This is a genomic window from Bacteroidia bacterium (assembly GCA_041391665.1).
In the GTDB taxonomy this organism is placed as follows: Bacteria; Bacteroidota; Bacteroidia; order J057; family J057; genus JAGQVA01.
This window is the reverse complement of sequence record JAWKNO010000001.1, coordinates 1,699,631-1,717,523: the sequence shown is the minus strand read 5'-3', so window position 1 is coordinate 1,717,523 and position 17,893 is coordinate 1,699,631. Positions and strand designations below refer to the sequence as shown.

Sequence of the window (17,893 nt, the reverse complement as noted above, 5' to 3'; positions counted from 1 at the left end):
TCAGGATTTGGTGTTGAATGTATTCATGGTGCGATCCAGACCGCTACTGATAAAGGACAGGATTCCGTCCACACATTTATCAAGCAGGGGAGGAATCAGCCCATATTCTTCTTCCGAAAATCGGGATAGGACATAGTCAACCTGTGTTCCTTTGGGAAAATCGCTGCCAACACCAAAGCGAATACGGGCGTATTGCTGGGTACCCATTACCTCCTGGATATCCTTGAGTCCGTTATGGCCGCCATCAGAGCCTTTTCCCCGCATACGAAGGGTACCAAATGGAATTGCGATATCATCAGTAATGACGATCAGGTTTTCCAATGGAATTTTCTGGTCGTTGAGATGGTAGCGGATAGACTTTCCACTAAGGTTCATGTAGGTGGTAGGCTGAATAATGACCAATTGCCGGCCCCGATATTTACCTACAGCCTTATTTGCCAGCCTGTCAGGTTCAAAAGAAACACTGAGTTTGTCGGCCAGCCTTTGTGCAACCATAAAACCTATATTATGGCGGGTTTCATGATATTCTGCTCCGATATTTCCGAGTCCGGCAATGAGGTATTTCATAAGTCTTCTAAACAAAAAGAACCAACCCCGGAAGGACCGGGGTCGGTAAAAAATGTATCGTATAAATAAGGCCAGGGGATGCCTTATATTTAGGCTTTTGTAGTTGCACTTCTGAGTGCACGTGGGATTTCAACGCTCGCAAGAGCAGCAGATGGAGAAGTCAGGATTTCAACACCGTCAACTTTAGCGTGCCCAACTTTAATAGTCTGGCCGAGGTCAAGGTGAGAAACTTCCACTTCGATCAGGTCTGGGAGTTTGGATGGAATCCCTTTTACCATAAGCTTTCTCACTTTAGGGGTAAGTTTACCACCTTTGGTCACCCCAACTGGAACACCTTTCAGTCTTACGGGGAGTGTGAGTTTCACTTTTTTATTGTCAGAAATCTTCAGGAACTCCACATGCAGAATTTTTTCCGTTACCGGATGATATTCAGCATCGCGGACAATAGCCTCAGTAACTGCACCGTCAACCTCCAGTTTTACGATATAGGTTTCAGGGGTGTAGAGGACCTTTGCTGCATCTTTGGCGCTGATGTAGATATGTGTAGCATTTTGCTCATCATACACTACGCCAGGGATATTTCCAGCGGCTCTGAGGTCTTTAGCCGTTCTTTTCCCCACATTTTCCCTTTTATGGGCTTTCAGTTCCGTCGTTTTCATTCCTTAATTAGCTTAGAAACAGTGAACTAATTGATTCAAAGTTATGTATTTTCCTGAAGGCCTTCGCAAATACAGGTGCGATACTGATGACTTTCAGGTTATGTACTTGTTGTTTGACGGGAATGGTATCTGTAACTGCCACCTCCTTTAATTTGGAGTTTGCGATTCTTTCGTAAGCATTACCAGAAAGAATCGGGTGGGTAGCTACTGCTCTGACTGAGAGCGCACCACTTTCCATCAATAGATCCGCTGCCTTACAGAGTGTACCTGCTGTATCAATGAGGTCATCAATGAGTACAACATTTCGCTCTTTAGGGTCTCCGATCACCTGCATGGATTCGACTTCGTTGGGCCTTACCCTGTGTTTATCCACAATAATAAGCTCTGCTTCGAGAAGCTGCGCATACTTCCTGGCCCGGGCAGAACCGCCAATGTCAGGGGATGCGATGCAAAGATTCTCCAGATTCAGGCTTTTGAGGAAAGGCACAAAAACCGCCGAAGCGTCAAGATGATCGAGCGGAATGTCAAAGAATCCCTGGATTTGACCTGCGTGAAGATCCATTGTCACAATCCGGTCTGCACCTGCTGCGGTCAATATATTGGCTACCAGTTTCGCCCCTACAGAAACTCTGGACTTGAATTTCCGATCCTGACGTGCGTAACCAAAATAGGGAATCACTACTACTACCTGATTGGCGGATGCTCTTCTTGCCGCATCAATCATCAGGAGAAGCTCCATGATATTATCCCCAGGCGCGAATGTTGACTGTACCAGAAAAATATCAGAACCTCTGATTGACTCTTCGTAGTACACCTGCATTTCCCCGTCGCTAAATTTTAGCAATTCTATTTTACCTAAAGGTGAACCGAAAAAATCCGAAATCTTTTCGGCCAGGTATCGGGATGCAGAACCCGAGAATATTTTTATTGGCGATGACATAGAGCTGTTGTTGTCCCGGGAGGGCTCGAACCCCCAATAACAGAACCAAAATCTGCTGTGTTACCAATTACACCACAGGACAAAGACCATTTGATTTTTAAACGGGGGCAAAGTACGTGTTTTTCTCGCTTCGAATCAACCCCAAAATCAAAAAAAATTTAATTTTCTTAACCTTTATTTATCACATCCCGGCTATCCCTTTACGGCTTCCTTCAGCCCGATTCTGCAATTTCCTCAAAATGAGCCTTTTCTGCAAACTTTACTTCGTCGCCTGGTCAATTTAGATCCTAAACCATTTTCAAAAAAATCGGAAAAATACGCCTCACATATTGTTTCCCTGCATGGGGTGTTGTATAATTGATTATCATTATTCTCTACTCGTTTCTTATTTTTTCTATTACACTACTACTTACGCGTTCCTATGTCTCCATTTATCGCTGAAATTATTGGCACCATGCTCCTGATCTTATTGGGAAATGGCGTGGTCGCAAATGTGCTCCTCAACAAAACCAAAGGCAACAACAGCGGCTTAATTGTCATTGCACTCGCGTGGGGCATGGCTGTCTTTACGGGTGTCTGGGTAGCCGGGCCTTACAGTGGGGCCCATCTCAATCCTGCTGTTACCCTCGGCCTTGCTGTAGCAGGAAAGTTTGAGTGGGCGCAGGTAGCTCCTTACATCGTCGCTCAGTTTATCGGGGCGGGCCTGGGACAAACACTCGTCTGGCTGGCTTACAAAGATCATTATGCAGCTACAGATGACCGTGATGCCAAACTTGCCACTTTCTGCACAGGACCAGCAATCCGAAATACTGTCAGTAATCTCCTTACCGAACTTATCGGAACCTTCGTGCTTGTGTTTGCGGTTTTGTATGCGGTCAGTCCTTCATTTGCTGCTGATGGCGTCTCAAACGCGACCATTGGGCTGGGCACACTGGGCGCTCTTCCCGTGGCTTTGCTGGTCGTTGCTATTGGTCTTTCGCTGGGCGGACCGACCGGCTACGCCATTAACCCTGCCCGGGACCTGGGACCAAGAATTATGCATGTAGTTTTGCCGGTACCCGACAAAAGAGATAGCGACTGGAGCTATGCCTGGATTCCGGTAGCCGGGCCGGTTTTGGGCGCGTTAGCCGCTGCCGGATTATACATGGCCTTAGGGTGAGGATTGTTTCCGCAATAACCAATCTTTCGGCTTCTTTCTTCGTTTAATCTGTAATGAGTTTTCCTCATTCAGGCAGGTTTTCTATGAAAAGATTAATCCATACGATTTTGCTTACCGCATGGCTGGTTCCAGGAATGTTATTCTGCCAGCAAAAAACCGAACCCGATTTTTACCGGATGCTGGATAAAATGTATAAAAAAACCGTTCCGCTGGTTCATGCCGATCAAGTGAAGCAAAAAGGGCTCCATCAGTATGTTATTCTGGATACCCGCGAACCCGAAGAATACAAGGTCTCCCACCTTCCGGGAGCCGTTGACGCAGGCTATGATCATTTTGACCCGAAGGTGGTCTCAGGAATCGCTAAAGACAAGCCGATCTTAGTCTATTGCTCCGTGGGCTACCGAAGCGAACGAATCGGAGAAAAACTTAAATCTATGGGCTACACCCAGGTCTATAATCTCTATGGGGGTATATTTGACTGGAAAAACCACGGAAATACAGTCGTCGACCTGTCTGGCAGCAATACGGAAAAAGTTCATACCTACAACTTTCAGTGGAGTCAATGGCTGCTGAAAGGGGAGAAAGTATATTAATACCTCCCGCCGGTTAATCTATAAATTTCTCCAGCTTTTCAAGAAAAACAGGGCCGGGCGGAATGGGCAGCACCGTGCCTTTCATCGCAACTTTTTTAATTTGTTTGGTATCTCCCTTTTTTTCGAGCAGACTCAGCAAACGTAGTCTGGATTCGAAATGGTAAGGATTGGCCTCTACCGACTGGGTATACGCCTCAATGGCTGCCTCATATTTTAATTCGTGCTCTGCCAGGATTCCCAGCGTAAAGTAGTATTCTGCCTTAGGGTATGGAAGACGGGGAATACCCAGTTGCGCAAGTTCCTTGTGTGCATTTACGACATTGCCCAGGGCTGCATCGATGCGAATCCACATCTGCTTATCGCCCCTGGGCTTCATAAGCCCATCAGAAATGGGCAAAAGTGAAGCGCGAGCTTTGCTGGTATCTCCGGCACAAAGATAAGCCCAGGCGATCAGGCCGGTAAATACCGGGTTAGGATTTCCTGCGGCTTCGAGGATGGTCTGAGATTCGCTCAAAACTGCTACAGCCCGATCATAAAAGCCATTGGCAATCAGCACCTGCGCAAATTGTATCCGGTGAAGATAATTTTGCGGCTTTTGGCTCACCAGCCTTTCAAAAAATGCAACCGATTCCTCCATATCGCCCATTTTCCCGCGAATCTCCCATGCAAAAGCCAGCGACTCATCTTTCCTGTCACGCAGATAAGTAGAAATGACGGGGGCGTTCATGGCATAATTTTCTGCCGTTTCCACAGCCTCAGACAGCAATGCGTAATCGCGATAAAATTCACGCTGGCTTTCGCTCAGTTCGGCCCGTACCGAAAGATCATCTTCAACGGTAGATGCCTGGTGGTATAAATGCGCTTGTTCTTTTACCGTTGTGGCCAGGGTCGATTTTCCTTGCAGAAAACGTTTATTTTCAATCGCCGCAGCTTTTTGATAGGTGGGCCCATAACCCGGATCAATGATTGTGGCTTTGCGCAGCCACTCATCCGCCAGCTCAAACCGGTTTTCGTTTGCATGAATTTCGGCATAACTCAGATATACCGGCAGATATACACTGTCCCAGACCATGGCAGAATCCAGATAACGTAAAGCCAGCGAATAATCATTATCATACTGCGCTGATTCGGAGAGAGAAAGATAGACCTGTGCCCAGTTGCCTGCCATTACATGCGTATTACCCGAAAGATATTCCCGGTGTCGGTTCACAAGGCTATCGATAAATGCATACGTACGGGGGTCTTTCCGGATAAGGTCGCCGGTAGTATTGATTGATTTATGATTGAGCGGGTGGACTTTTACCGGAATAAAATAAGCGGTGAAAGTCTGGGCTAAAAATTCAAACTCATTATTGGCACTGTAATAGTCGAGGATACGCCCGTTGGCCATCGCATCATAATAACAATCCCTGACTTTACGCATTTCGTCATCTGTAAAAATGGTTCCATGAAAAAGATGCACATATTCATGAAGCGTAACATTTCTCTCCTGATGTGCGCCGCGCTCTACATATTCTATTCCGGTAGCCCCGCTTCCTACACCGCGAATATCCATCCATTGCCGATTGTCAAATGTCGTTGCTCCCCGGAAATACGTACTGTGCATCGCCCGGGAGAGGTCAATATGCAGGGGGGGAATGACAAATTGCCGGTTGAGTTTGACCAGAAAAGGAAAATAAACCACACTGGTATAAAGTTGGTTCCATACCATTTTTTGCACTCTGTCTCCGGGATAATACTTTGTGTCAGGAAAAACCTGTTCAAAAGACTCCGGATCGTTAATCTTTGTGTCAGTGATGACTTTCTCCAGAGAATCGAAGGCAGCGAGATATTGAAATCTTTTATACTTGATCACGGCAGCCAGTCCGTTGTGTGCAGGACCGTAATGGGCTTTTTGCTTTAATATCTTCTGGAAAATCTGTTGGGCAGAATCGAGTCTTAGCCGGGCAGGTTTGTCATAATCCATATAAAAGGCTGATCCCAGCATCATGTCAGGAATAACCGAAGCAAAGTAGGTGTCCCCTACCCCCCGGATGATCGTTTTTGCAGCATCTATTTTGTTTTGGGAAATCAGCGTTTCTGCGGGTTCGAGCTCCTTCAGGATTTCCTCCTCATCGGGATCTACATAGTCAGAATAGGTGAGATGCGTATGTCCATTGCCCCAATGCCAGTGGGTAAGGTAATGGAGCGGATTTACTTCCAGAGCGATTTCCCATTGCGCAGCCATGTCTTTAAGTTGGGTAGCATCAACGCGACGCCATATAGCATAGCCATAGTTGAAGCGCGCATCTGCATTCAACGGGTCCAACTCGAGGCAGTGGCGAAGTGCCGGCTCGGCCTTTCCGGGTTCCTGATTCCAGAAATGAATATCGCCTTCGAGGAGCCAGGCTTCAGCATTGGCAGGATTCCACTGAATCACCTGCTGAGCCAAAGCGAGCGCTTTCGGATAATTTTTTTTGAGCATAAACGTACGGCCAAGCAGCAGGACAGCATCCTCGTCCCGCTCGTTGATCCGGAGAAGTTCTGAACAGATTTTTTCTGCATCATCCAGCAGCCACGCCTCGATCTTCAGCCTGGCGAGAAGAAGTTTGCCTTTATGGTTTGTGGGTTCTGTTGCAAGAACAGCATTTACCAGTGTTTCAGCTTTTGAAAAATCATTGTTGAGGATCAGAAACTCTGCCTCAAGCAGTTTTATTTCGTCAGAAGAAGAGGTATTTGCCGCTATGAATGTTGCAGCGTCATCCCAAAGGCCGAGGCGAATCAATGCCGACAGTTTTTCCCCGGAAAGAGTATTCTCCATTTCAAGGGCGATTTTTCTTTCGAGAGCGAGCTTTTCACGAGCGGCGGCTGTATGATCGGCATCCATAGGTTGTCCGGCGAGGCGAAAACCTGTCAGGAGGAATACAACTGGAAGAAAAAACTTCATGATGATTGCTTTGTGGTTACTGAAGGTAACACAAAGTTAGGATTTTCACGAACTCACAGGCATGCACCGGATCAGTTTTCAGAAATTTGATAAAAATTGCAATTGCTCCAGACTTTCAAAATAGAGCTTTGCACCAAAGGCGAGCAGGGCTAAGGTGATTACAGCGGCAGTAAAAGAAAGCGCTTTTACTCTTCTTGCGATACGCTTTGTTTCGACATATTCTTTCCCCATAGGCAGAGGCATCAGACTGATCTGGCGAGGGCGCTGACAAAGCCTTTGCAGGTTGTCTTCCATATAGTACAACCCCCAGTCCATCAGGCCTCTTTTCTCATAAGTGCGTTTCCCCCGCCAGGTGAATACATTCGTTTCGACGTCATACTCCACTTTATGAATTTTCATCCGAACAAATTTTGCTTTCACCTGATCAAAGGCCCGCTGAACACTGTGTCCAAAAGCCAGCGCTTTGTAGAAAGTTGTTGCGATTTCTGCTGTCTGAACATCTTTCTCAGTAGATTCTGTTACAATGACTGCCGGAATATCGCGTTTGATAAGCATTTCCAGCAAACCAGGCGTAGCACAGCCACTCAGGAAGACCACTTTCAGATTGGGAAACATTCCAACTGTTTTGGATAATTCATCGAGATGAATAGGCACCTCAAAATTGTCTGATTCCAGCCGAAGGTGATCTTCGTCTGCCAGCCCTACGAGGTGAAGAATTTCCACACGGTCCTGATACTGGTTTTTGTTGAGCATATCAAAGAAATATTCGTTTGAAATATTTCCCTTTTGTACAGGCAGGTAAAGCGGAGGGCCGGGAGGATGGTCTATAATCCGGGCGACTTCTTTTCGCTCATCTACGAGGAAACGGAGTCTTTTTCCAGATTGATAACTATTGACACAGGCAAGAAAGATGACAGGTAGCTGAGACGTAGCAACCATGGCGATAATGGATTAGGTGCAAGAACCAGGATAAAAGAGCGATTTGACTATTTACGAAATAGTTTCATTGCTTTTTTTGATGAAAGAACGAATGGGGGAAACAGCAACCTGAATCCGGCGTTTCGCCGTGTGATTTGTTTGTTTCCTTCATTGGACGAAAAGCGAAAAAAAACCTGACCAGATTCATAGCTTCTATGGTCAAACTTGCTAAAACAGAAATTTTGCAATTTATATTAGCATATTACCAATATTATTAGCTATATTTAGTCACTAAACCAAATCACCTAATAATCATGGCAAGAGTAAATCATTTCGAAATCCCTGTTGATGATGCCACGCGTGCATCCAAATTTTTCAGTGATGTTTTTGGCTGGCAAATTTCCCAATGGGGAGATCAACCGTACTGGATGGCTATCACTGGAGATAAGACCGAAGAAGGCATAAGTGGTGCATTGGTCCAGCGCACAAATCCGCCACAGCCCGTGGTCAATACCATAGGTGTGGTCAATCTGGACGAGACCATTGCCAATATCCGGGCAGCAGGTGGTACGATTGTGGCAGATAAGATGGTTATTCCTACTGTTGGTTTTATGGTATATTTTCTTGATACTGAAGGTAATATGCACGGCGCGATTGAAATGGACGAATCGGCCGCCTAACTACTAATACTATTTACTATGAGAAATCTGAAAATCAACCACCTCGCAGCTGTAGCTGCCATTCCTGTTCATATGATTATTCCCGCCGTTTGGTATGGTATTTTTCAGGAACAATGGCTGACACAAAACAAACTCACACTGGCTGACGCGGAAGGTGCGAGCCCGGGTATTTACATTATAGCTATTATCACCGGAGCCATTACTGTGTATGGTATGGCATTTTTATTTAAACAACTAAATATTGACTCTGTAGTCAAGGGATTACAAACTGCGGCACTATTTTGGTTTGTGTTTCTCTTCGCACAGGTTTTGACACAGGATGTATTTGCTTTCCGGCCGTTGCTGGCATTTATCGATCAGGGCAATACTTTCCTGACATTCCTGGCCACCGGCGCTATTTTGGGCGGCTGGCGGAAATATGAATGACACGGTCATTAAGACTTTCCTAATATCATCGTATTTTGAGACTAAAGGCCATTCCGGAAGGAAAGGTCTTTTTTTTTGTGCGAAAGCCGGGCTGAATAAAGCGCGTAAAAATCACCCGTTGGGGTGAAGGACGGGGATTCCGACGGAATGAAATTGCAGGTAACAAATTATACCTGCTATGAATGTACGATATTTTATTTTCTCATTTTCCCTTCTCATCCTGCTGCATGACCTGTCTTTTGCTCAGCCGGGCACACTTGACAACAGTTTTGACAGCGATGGCATTCAATTATATATTGATCCGGGTTATACCACAACGGCCAATGCCATTCTTGTACTTCCTGACAGTTCGATCCTCACTGTTGGAGAGCGCTATGGCGGATTTGGCGGGCAGTTGCTGATGCTGGGGTACCAGGCTGATGGCAGCGTAAATACAAATTTTGGCAGAAACAATACGCTGGGGAACCCGGTGTGGGGGTATCCGGGAATCGTTCATACTGATGTGCCCGGCAGCAACCGGGAGTATGGATACGCAGCGATACGCCAGCCAGACGGCAAAATCATCGTTGGCGGTGCAGCCAATACTATAGCCGACTGGCTGCTGGTCCGATACCATCCCAATGGTGATATTGACTCTACCTTTGGCGGAACCGGAATTGTGCAAAAAGACTGGGGGGGCTTCGATCAGCTTTTGTCGCTGTATCTGCAATCCGACGGGAAAATTGTCGCTACAGGCACTACCAATCAGGATCTTGGGGCATGTCGTTTTGAATCTGACGGAACCCTTGATACCGGGTTTGGTACCAATGGAGAAACGACACTTGGTCTCAGCGGTTGGGGCGGCGGCGGAAATATGGCAGTAGATGCTTCGGGGCAAATGTATATTTGCGGCATCACCGGCAACGGAAACTATATCCTCGGACGACTGAACGCAAATGGGACCAAAGACACCGGCTTTGGGAACAACGGCATCGCTACGATTACCTCCAACGACTTTCCTACGCAGATTTATGTCGGCATCAGTTCCGGGGGGCTTCCCGTCATTGCAGCTGATGAGCCCTCCAATTTTGGCACAAACTCAGGCCTCTTGCTGGCGAGATTTCTGACCAATGGCAGCCCAGACCCCGCCTTCGGCGGCGGGGATGGAAAAGTCTCTTCCGCCCTGGGTTCTTTTGTCTCACCCCGAAGTATGTGCATTCAGCCCGATGGAAAAATCCTCGTTACCGGGCAGCTTACCATCAACGGGGCACGGGATATGTTTGTCGCGAAATATAACACTGACGGCAGTCCGGACGCTGGTTTTGGCAGCAACGGACTGGCGCTTTCGGGGCTGGGGGTTGACCTTGCCAGCACATATGCCAACGGACAGAGTCTGGCATTGCAGCCTGATGGCAAAATTATTCTGGGCGGAATTTATACCAGCACTGGCCTGAACCATCTGGCACTGGCGCGATTTCACAACGACGTGGACGCTTCCACATCTATCGGCGATCTCCTGCCCGGCATTAAACTCGGCCTGTACCCCAACCCGACCCATGACCGGTTTTTTGTCCCGGTTCCCGAAGGCAAATGGAACTGGCTCACAGTGCGCGACATCGCAGGGCGGCAGGTGTATGCTCAAACCATAAATGCCGAAAAGCAGCTGGAAATCGATTTATCCGAACTCCCGGCCTCTCTGTACATAATCGAACTTTCGGGAGGGTCAGGTTTTATTTCAGGTAAAATCAGGAAACAATAGGAATTCACCTCAAAATGATCTCATTCATTCTGACAATAGTCTCAGCCCGGTTTCTGACATTCAGTTTGAGGTAGAGATTTTTCAGGTGGGTTTTAATGGTATTTACAGACACATGTAGCCGGGTCGCCAGTTCGCGGTTGCTCTGCCCCTCACAAAGCAAGGCCAGCAGTTCAAGTTCGCGCGAAGTAAGTGGTTCGGCTACATGTTCATTGATATCCTCAATTTTCTGCCAGTGGGGTCTGATGACGGCGTAATAGGTGTGATGGGCGATTTCGATGGCGGCTTTAAGTCGTTGTTCGTGAAAGGGTTTTAAGACAAAGCCGGCAGGCAAGGTCTCCTTGACTCCCGAAAGCGTACGATCGTCAGAATAAGCCGTAAGGAAAATAAATGGAATCCGGTATTCTTCATTGATACTACGTGCGAGGGAAATGCCGTCTTCCCCTGTCCCCAGATGAATATCGAGTACAACCAGATCGGGCAAATCACTTTCCATCATTTCCCGGGCGCGAATAGCATCTCCCGCCTCAGAAACAAAGGCGTACCCCAGAGAAAATAAGGCATCCGTAAGGTCAGCCCGTACGACAGGGTCATCTTCAACAACCAGAATATGCAAAAGCGTAGGGTGATTCATGGGGCAGATACAGTAAAGGGAAAAGCCAAATTTACCATCATACCCTGATCTGAGGAAATGGTCAGCTTCGCTTTTAGTTTTTCTGCCAATAGCTGAATAAGGCGGTAGCCAAAACCTGTGCGGTCATTTTCCTCCACTAATTCTGTTCCTCCTACCCCATCATCCGCAACATTTAGCACAAGCTCATGCTCCGTTTGTTTCAGCAAGACACTCACCGTTCCAGTTTTCCTTCCAATAAAAGCATATTTCATGGCATTGATGACCAGTTCGTTTACAATCAGCCCCAAAGGTACAGCCTGATCAATATCCAAAGATATGGGTTCGATTTCCACCTGAAAAGAAACTTTACAATTCTCATTTATGTGCATGGCTGCCAGTTCGTCAATCAGCCGTCCCAGGTATTCATTTACAGGCACGGTTGTCAGTTGATCCTCCAAATACAGATGCCTATGCACCATTGCCATAGCGAGCACCCGACTACGGCTGGTCATAAGCACATCTCTGGCATGATCATCTTCCAGGTGGCGGGTTTGGAGGCGCAGTAGACTGGAGATAAACTGTAGATTATTTTTTACCCGATGGTGGATTTCCTTCAGGAGAAATTCTTTTTCACTCAATGCACGGGCAATGACATCATTTTTGGCTTTGAGAATATGGTTGACACGGTTTTTTTGATAAAGAAAAAATAGCACGGAGATAATAACGATCCCGGCAAAAGCGAATAATATACGGGTTATCCGTTGATGCTGGAGGAAAGTAAGTTGCTGCATTTTTTGCTGGTAGATTGCGTCTTCAACTTCAAATCTTGCCTGCATCTCCTCGGTCAGGGAAAGTTTGAGTGCGTCATTAATTTCGGCATCCAGCAATCTGGCCGTATCGGAATGAGAATAAGCAGTCTGATATTTCCCCTGTTCATAGAGTGCCCTGCTAAGATAGAGATGAATGTCTGCCTCTTCCTCCTTACGGCCCTGGCTTCGGGCTTTTGAAAGTGCTTTCAGGAAAAAAGCTTCAGCATTCTGCCATTGTTGTCGTACAGCGGCAAGTCGTCCGTTATCAGCAAGGTTTTCCATTGCATAATCGGCATCAGGATTTTGGGAGAAATAAACACTTGCCCGGCTCAACGCTTTCGCGGCACTGTCGGGCTGATTTATATCAATAAAAATACCACCGATGACGGTATAGGCGGCGGCTGCACCGGCTGCATCTTCTTTTGACTGATAGTGCTGCAGTGCCTGTCTTGCGTAACCCAGAGCCTGATCCGGATTTCCCTGCTGGTGCCAGAGCGTTGCCAGGTTAAACCATGTGTTTGCCATTCCGGTAGAGTCCCCTTCTTCCTGTTTGAGTACCAGGGATCGCCGGTAATACTCTTCGGCTCTGAGATATTTTCCCTGCTTCCGGTATATCATAGCGATGTTGTGAAACAAGCGGGCATCCGCCTGGCCACTTTTGCGAAGATAGTCTGCCGCTTGTTCATACTGCACCAGCGCCTGGCCGGTGTTGCCCAGGTAATAATAGGCAAGTCCCATATTGATCAACACTTTCCCTGCCTGAAGGGTATCGCCGGTTTCTATCTGTCCCGAGAGAGATTGTTCAAAAAATGCCAGTGCTACATTAAAGTCTCCCTGGTAGGCATTTGCCAGCCCCTGATACAATTGCATAAACGCGAGCCCCTGCCTGTCGTTGAGCGTTTGAGCGAGTGCTGCCCCTTCAGATGCAAAAGAGAACAGCGAATCGGGAGGTAAAAAACGATCTTCCCGAAGCATGTGGTGAAGCCATCGGACAGCGTGCGTGTCAGCAGGCATCCGGGACCAAAGAAGCCGCAGGCTATCGTTCTGAGCCGTACCGGAAATATACCCCAGAAGGCCCGGAACCAGGAAAAGAAAGCAGCCATATTTTTGTATGAACTTCATAAACTAACAGGCTCGGTTGATGCCAGGGGCAAAAAGAATTTCCGTCAGCCTCAATATCCCAGCACCGGGCTCAACCACCGCTCCATACGCGAAACCTCCATGCCTTTGCGCGCTGCATAAGAGGCTACCTGCTCACGGGTGATTTTGCCAACGGCAAAATACCGGGATTCAGGATGACTGAAGTACAATCCACTGACGGAGGAAGTCGGAAACATTGCCAGACTTTCTGTGAGCTGGATACCTGTATTTTCTTCTACCTTCAGCAGGTCAAACAGGGTAACTTTCTCTGTGTGGTCAGGGTTGGCCGGATATCCCGGCGCGGGGCGAATGCCTTTGTAAATCTCTTTGATCAAATCTGTATTTGAGAGATTTTCATCCGCGGCATACCCCCAAAACTCGCGGCGCACCCGCTTGTGCATTAGTTCGGCGAAAGCCTCTGCCAGCCGGTCAGCCAGCGCTTTGAGCATGATGCTGCTGTAATCGTCGTGATCGGCTTCAAACTCTGCGAGTTTTTTCTCTATACCAATGCCTGCGGTAACAGCAAATGCCCCGATATGGTCGGCAAGCCCTGTTTCTTTGGGTGCGATAAAATCTGACAGACAAGTATTGGGCACGTCGGCCTTTTCGCCCTGCTGGCGGAGATTATAGAAATGTGTCAGCAATGTCGTACGGGACTCATCTGCATAAACTTCTACATCATCGTCATTGACGGTATTAGCTGGAAAAAGACCGATAACCGCATGAGCTTCGAGCCATTTCTCTTCAATGATACGGCTGAGCATTGCCTGTGCATCTTCATACAGTTTGCGTGCTTCTGTACCTTTTTCTGCATCGTCGAGGATTTTGGGAAATTGTCCATTCATCTCCCAGGTATAGAAGAAAGGTGTCCAGTCAATATAGGTACTGATTTCAGCGAGATCGTAATGATTAAACACCTGCACCCCCGTCTTTGCCGGAGCTGGCGCCACCCCTTTACGCCAATCAATGGAGAACTTGTTTTTTCGCGCATCCGAAAGGCTGCGGTAAGTTTTGGCTTTGGATCTGGCCAAATGACCTTCGCGCATCAGTTCGTATTCGGCTTTGATTTCCTGAGCGTACACTTCCCGTTGAGAAACTTCCTCGCTGAGGAGTTTATTCGCTACGGGTACACATTTGGAAGCATCCAGTACATGAACGACCGGACCGGAGTACTGAGGGTTGATTTTAACGGCTGTATGAATCCGTGAAGTTGTGGCTCCGCCAATGAGAAGCGGGAGTTTCATTCCACGTTTTTCCATTTCCTGAGCTACAAAAACCATCTCGTCAAGGGAAGGCGTGATCAGTCCGCTTAAACCTACAATGTCCACTTTTTCGGCTTCGGCTGTATCGAGAATCTTTTCCAGCGGAACCATTACTCCCAGATCGATCACTTCATAATTGTTACAGCCCAATACTACTCCAACGATATTTTTACCAATATCATGGACATCGCCTTTAACCGTAGCAAGCAGAACTTTCCCGGCGGAAGAGCTTTCCGTACCCTCTTTTTCAGCTTCCATATAAGGCAGTAAATACGCAACGGCTTTTTTCATCACCCGCGCACTTTTCACTACCTGCGGCAGAAACATTTTCCCGGCACCAAACAAATCCCCGACTACATTCATCCCATCCATGAGCGGGCCTTCGATCACATGAAGCGGCCGTACATACTGCTGACGGGCCTCGTCTGTATCAATCTCTATAAACTCGGTGATTCCATTTACCAATGCATAGGTCAATCGTTCGTTGACCGGTTTTTCCCGCCATTCGAGGTTGACTTTGCGGGTGGCACCGCTCTGCTTGACACTTTCTGCAAAATCTACCAGTCGCTCTGTGGCATCGTCACGGCGATTGAGTATCACATCTTCGACTTTTTCCAGCAGGTCTTTGGGCACATCTTCATAGATCTGAAGCATACCTGCATTCACAATGCCCATATCCATGCCGGCCCGGATCGCATGGTAAAGGAATACAGCGTGAATGGCCTCGCGTACTGCATCATTTCCCCGGAAGGAAAAAGAGACATTGCTCACCCCGCCGCTGACCATTGCATACGGCAGATTTTGTTTGATCCAGCGGGTAGCTTCAATGAAGTCCACCGCATAATTGTTGTGCTCCTCAATGCCGGTAGCAACTGCGAAAATATTGGGGTCAAAAATGATATCCCAGGGTTTGATACCAACTTCCTCGGTAAGAATTTTATAGGCGCGGGCGCAGATTTCCGTTTTCCGCTCAAAGGTATCTGCCTGCCCTACTTCGTCGAAGGCCATCACCACTACCGCTGCGCCGTATTTTTTGACTGTTTTTGCCTGTTCGATAAACTTGTCGACGCCTTCTTTCATGGAGATTGAGTTGACAATTCCCTTGCCCTGGATACACTTCAGGCCTGCCTCAATGACCTCCCATTTGGAGGAGTCGATCATCACAGGCACACGGCTGATATCTGGTTCGGCAGCCAGCAGGTTCAAAAATTTGACCATCGCTGCTTTGGAATCGAGCATCCCCTCGTCCATATTGATATCGATCACCTGCGCGCCACCCTCGACCTGCTGACGGGCGACAGAAAGGGCTTCTTCGTATTTCCCTTCTTTTATCAGGCGGGCAAATGCACGGGAGCCGGTAACATTGGTTCTTTCTCCAACATTGACAAAGTTGGTCTCAGCTGTGATGGTCAGCGGTTCGAGGCCACTGAGCATAGGCAAGGTGCGCTGTGCGGGAATAACCCTTGGAGCAAAACCCATTGCCGCTTCGCCAATCGCCCGAATATGGTCAGGTGTACTGCCGCAACATCCACCCACAATATTAATAATACCATCTTCCATGAATGTGCGGATCAGCCCGGCCATTGCCTCGGGAGACTGGTCGTATTGGCCAAATTCATTGGGTAGTCCGGCGTTGGGATAGGCACTGACCGGCAGGGGGGCGATACGGGAAAGGTCTTTTACATATTGGCGAAGCTGTTTGGCTCCAAGGGCACAATTCAGTCCCACACTAAACAAATCGGCATGTGCGATAGAGATAAAAAATGCTTCTACGACCTGCCCCGAAAGCGTACGCCCGGAGGCGTCGGTAATCGTTCCGGAAACCATCACGGGCAAGTCTTTAAGACCGCGTTCTTCCTTAAGTGTATCTATTGCAAATAGCGCAGCTTTACAATTCAGCGTATCAAATACGGTTTCCACCAGCAGGATATCAGCCCCGCCGTCAAGCAAGCCGCGCGCCTGTTCGTAGTAAGCGTCAACCAGTCCGTCAAAAGTTACAGACCGATACCCCGGATCATTGACGTCGGGGGAAAGCGAAGCCGCACTGGTAGTAGGGCCAAGGGCACCAGCCACAAACCGCGGTTTGTCGGGATCCATGCGGGTAAACTCTTCAGCTACTTCTTTTGCGATTTTTGCAGAGGCAAAATTCAGTTCATACACCAGATCTTCCATATGGTAGTCAGCCATAGAGACTGAAGTAGAACTGAAAGTATTGGTTTCAATGATATCAGAACCAGCCCGAAGGTACTGGCGATGGATTTCTTTTATGATTTCAGGTTGGGTAATAGACAGAAGGTCATTATTCCCTTTCAGTTGCCCGGGGTGGTGCTGGAATCTTTCACCGCGAAAATCAGCCTCCTCCAGTTTATAGCGCTGGATCATTGTACCCATTGCTCCATCGAGCAGGAGAATACGGGTTTTGAGGATGTTTTCAAGCTGCTTCCGGGTATTCAGTTGGGTCTTTGTTGTATCCATATCCATGATTTTGCGATTACCGCTGCAAAGGTACGCAAATTGAATATGGAATGAAGATAAAGGCGGCGAAAATGTTACAATTCGCCGCCGAAGTTCTATCGATTTGTCAGGGCAATTTTTTCGTTCAAATGTTCCCGGTTTTGAATCGCTTCCTCAAAACGCGGATCCAGTTCAATTACCCGGTCATAGATACGAATAGCCTCGCTATAGCGGGACAATTCGGTGAGCACGATGGCTCGGTTAAACCACCCGAAGGCATAATCTGGCGTCAGGGAAACGGCTTTTTCAAAATCGGGAAGTGCTTCTTTTGTTTTTCCTGACCGAAATTTTGCCAGGCCCCGATTGTTGAGTGCCATGGTATGATCTGCTTCCAGGTCGATGGCGCGGCTAAAATCGGCAATTGCCTGATCATACTCCTCCAGGTCATAATGTATATTCCCCCGAAAAAACCAGGCCTCCGAAAGACCCGGATTTAAGGCGATGGCCTGATCAAAATCTTTGCGTGCAGCAGCGTATTGCGCCAGATCATAGCTATTGCTGCCGCGGTTGATATAGGCCTCGGCAAATGTCGAATCAAGTGCAATGGCCTGGTTAAAATCTGCATGTGCCTCATCATACAGGTTGAGATATCTTTTGGTGAGCCCGCGCTCATTCCATGCCGGAGCAAAAGATGCATTTAAAACGATCGATTGATTAAAATCTGCCAGCGCCTGATCGTAGCGAAAAAGGATTCGTTTGGCCACACCGCGATAATACCAGGCAGGGCTGAAACCCGAATCAACCTGAATGGCCACAGTGCAATACTGAATTTGTTTGTGGAGGTTTTCGTAAGAAAGGGCCTTATCCACCCACTGTTGTGCTGTTTGAGCAAAGGAAAAAACGGAAAAGAGCAAAAGCAAGGAGAAGATTGCGGTCATTTTCAAGCGCATGTACAGAAGTTATTTGGGGGTTATTTCAAAAAATCCCCATACCTACGAAACACAGGAAAGTT

14 protein-coding genes and 1 tRNA gene are annotated in these 17,893 nt (G+C 47.6%); 5 read left to right on the top strand and 10 right to left on the bottom strand.

Annotation, left to right across the window (positions count from 1 at the left end; translation table 11 throughout):
* The 4 genes from pth to R3D00_07260 form a co-directional block, all read right to left on the bottom strand.
* Window positions 1-567: an aminoacyl-tRNA hydrolase gene (gene pth, locus R3D00_07275; GenBank protein MEZ4772965.1), complete on the bottom strand. Its 567-nt coding sequence runs from the start codon at window positions 565-567 to the stop codon at window positions 1-3.
* A gap of 89 nt (window positions 568-656) precedes the next feature.
* The gene (locus R3D00_07270) at window positions 657-1,226 is read right to left on the bottom strand and encodes a 50S ribosomal protein L25 (GenBank protein MEZ4772964.1); all 570 of its coding nucleotides are present in this window, start codon (window positions 1,224-1,226) and stop codon (window positions 657-659) included.
* A gap of 7 nt (window positions 1,227-1,233) precedes the next feature.
* Window positions 1,234-2,166, bottom strand: coding sequence for a ribose-phosphate pyrophosphokinase (locus tag R3D00_07265; GenBank protein MEZ4772963.1), 933 nt, complete (start codon window positions 2,164-2,166; stop codon window positions 1,234-1,236).
* A 10-nt stretch (window positions 2,167-2,176) separates the two neighbouring features.
* Window positions 2,177-2,248, bottom strand: a tRNA-Gln gene (locus R3D00_07260).
* Window positions 2,249-2,587: 339 nt separating this feature from the next.
* Between R3D00_07260 and R3D00_07255 the strand changes: the two genes are divergently transcribed.
* Both R3D00_07255 and R3D00_07250 read left to right on the top strand, forming a co-directional pair.
* Window positions 2,588-3,325: an MIP/aquaporin family protein gene (locus tag R3D00_07255; GenBank protein ID MEZ4772962.1), complete on the top strand. Its 738-nt coding sequence runs from the start codon at window positions 2,588-2,590 to the stop codon at window positions 3,323-3,325.
* Window positions 3,326-3,408: 83 nt separating this feature from the next.
* Window positions 3,409-3,918, top strand: coding sequence for a rhodanese-like domain-containing protein (locus tag R3D00_07250; GenBank protein MEZ4772961.1), 510 nt, complete (start codon window positions 3,409-3,411; stop codon window positions 3,916-3,918).
* Window positions 3,919-3,931: 13 nt separating this feature from the next.
* On the opposite strand, the gene R3D00_07245 is transcribed toward R3D00_07250, so the two are convergent.
* Window positions 3,932-6,844, bottom strand: a complete 2,913-nt coding sequence (locus R3D00_07245) for a tetratricopeptide repeat protein (protein ID MEZ4772960.1) — start codon at window positions 6,842-6,844, stop codon at window positions 3,932-3,934.
* Window positions 6,845-6,922: 78 nt separating this feature from the next.
* Window positions 6,923-7,783, bottom strand: coding sequence for a hypothetical protein (locus tag R3D00_07240; protein ID MEZ4772959.1), 861 nt, complete (start codon window positions 7,781-7,783; stop codon window positions 6,923-6,925).
* Between the two features lie 293 nt (window positions 7,784-8,076).
* Between R3D00_07240 and R3D00_07235 the strand changes: the two genes are divergently transcribed.
* From R3D00_07235 to R3D00_07225, 3 genes are all read left to right on the top strand, one after another.
* On the top strand, window positions 8,077-8,442 hold the full coding sequence (locus tag R3D00_07235) for a VOC family protein (protein MEZ4772958.1): 366 nt from the start codon (window positions 8,077-8,079) through the stop codon (window positions 8,440-8,442).
* 18 nt (window positions 8,443-8,460) lie between these two features.
* Complete coding sequence (locus R3D00_07230; GenBank protein ID MEZ4772957.1) at window positions 8,461-8,868, top strand: DUF1761 domain-containing protein; 408 nt, start codon at window positions 8,461-8,463, stop codon at window positions 8,866-8,868.
* Between the two features lie 178 nt (window positions 8,869-9,046).
* Window positions 9,047-10,606 (top strand): T9SS type A sorting domain-containing protein, encoded by a 1,560-nt coding sequence (locus R3D00_07225; protein ID MEZ4772956.1) that lies wholly within the window; start codon window positions 9,047-9,049, stop codon window positions 10,604-10,606.
* A 4-nt stretch (window positions 10,607-10,610) separates the two neighbouring features.
* On the opposite strand, the gene R3D00_07220 is transcribed toward R3D00_07225, so the two are convergent.
* The 4 genes from R3D00_07220 to R3D00_07205 form a co-directional block, all read right to left on the bottom strand.
* Window positions 10,611-11,237, bottom strand: coding sequence for a DNA-binding response regulator (locus tag R3D00_07220; protein ID MEZ4772955.1), 627 nt, complete (start codon window positions 11,235-11,237; stop codon window positions 10,611-10,613).
* On the bottom strand, window positions 11,234-13,147 hold the full coding sequence (locus R3D00_07215; protein MEZ4772954.1) for a tetratricopeptide repeat protein: 1,914 nt from the start codon (window positions 13,145-13,147) through the stop codon (window positions 11,234-11,236). The genes R3D00_07220 and R3D00_07215 overlap by 4 nt, the downstream gene beginning before the upstream one ends.
* Before the next feature lie 50 nt (window positions 13,148-13,197).
* The gene (gene metH, locus R3D00_07210; GenBank protein MEZ4772953.1) at window positions 13,198-16,902 is read right to left on the bottom strand and encodes a methionine synthase; all 3,705 of its coding nucleotides are present in this window, start codon (window positions 16,900-16,902) and stop codon (window positions 13,198-13,200) included.
* Window positions 16,903-16,997: 95 nt separating this feature from the next.
* Complete coding sequence (locus R3D00_07205) at window positions 16,998-17,831, bottom strand: tetratricopeptide repeat protein (GenBank protein MEZ4772952.1); 834 nt, start codon at window positions 17,829-17,831, stop codon at window positions 16,998-17,000.
* Between the last annotated feature and the right edge of the window lie 62 nt (window positions 17,832-17,893).

What these genes read in the sequence shown, in the direction of transcription:
- metH (MEZ4772953.1), bottom strand. Translation starts at nt 16,902, where the DNA reads ATGGATACAACAAAGACCCAACTGAATACCCGGAAGCAGCTTGAAAAC.
- R3D00_07220 (MEZ4772955.1), bottom strand. Translation starts at nt 11,237, where the DNA reads ATGAATCACCCTACGCTTTTGCATATTCTGGTTGTTGAAGATGACCCT.
- pth (MEZ4772965.1), bottom strand. Translation starts at nt 567, where the DNA reads ATGAAATACCTCATTGCCGGACTCGGAAATATCGGAGCAGAATATCAT.
- R3D00_07225 (MEZ4772956.1), top strand. Translation starts at nt 9,047, where the DNA reads ATGAATGTACGATATTTTATTTTCTCATTTTCCCTTCTCATCCTGCTG.
- R3D00_07205 (MEZ4772952.1), bottom strand. Translation starts at nt 17,831, where the DNA reads ATGCGCTTGAAAATGACCGCAATCTTCTCCTTGCTTTTGCTCTTTTCC.
- R3D00_07270 (MEZ4772964.1), bottom strand. Translation starts at nt 1,226, where the DNA reads ATGAAAACGACGGAACTGAAAGCCCATAAAAGGGAAAATGTGGGGAAA.
- R3D00_07240 (MEZ4772959.1), bottom strand. Translation starts at nt 7,783, where the DNA reads ATGGTTGCTACGTCTCAGCTACCTGTCATCTTTCTTGCCTGTGTCAAT.
- R3D00_07230 (MEZ4772957.1), top strand. Translation starts at nt 8,461, where the DNA reads ATGAGAAATCTGAAAATCAACCACCTCGCAGCTGTAGCTGCCATTCCT.
- R3D00_07265 (MEZ4772963.1), bottom strand. Translation starts at nt 2,166, where the DNA reads ATGTCATCGCCAATAAAAATATTCTCGGGTTCTGCATCCCGATACCTG.
- R3D00_07215 (MEZ4772954.1), bottom strand. Translation starts at nt 13,147, where the DNA reads ATGAAGTTCATACAAAAATATGGCTGCTTTCTTTTCCTGGTTCCGGGC.
- R3D00_07255 (MEZ4772962.1), top strand. Translation starts at nt 2,588, where the DNA reads ATGTCTCCATTTATCGCTGAAATTATTGGCACCATGCTCCTGATCTTA.
- R3D00_07245 (MEZ4772960.1), bottom strand. Translation starts at nt 6,844, where the DNA reads ATGAAGTTTTTTCTTCCAGTTGTATTCCTCCTGACAGGTTTTCGCCTC.
- R3D00_07250 (MEZ4772961.1), top strand. Translation starts at nt 3,409, where the DNA reads ATGAAAAGATTAATCCATACGATTTTGCTTACCGCATGGCTGGTTCCA.
- R3D00_07235 (MEZ4772958.1), top strand. Translation starts at nt 8,077, where the DNA reads ATGGCAAGAGTAAATCATTTCGAAATCCCTGTTGATGATGCCACGCGT.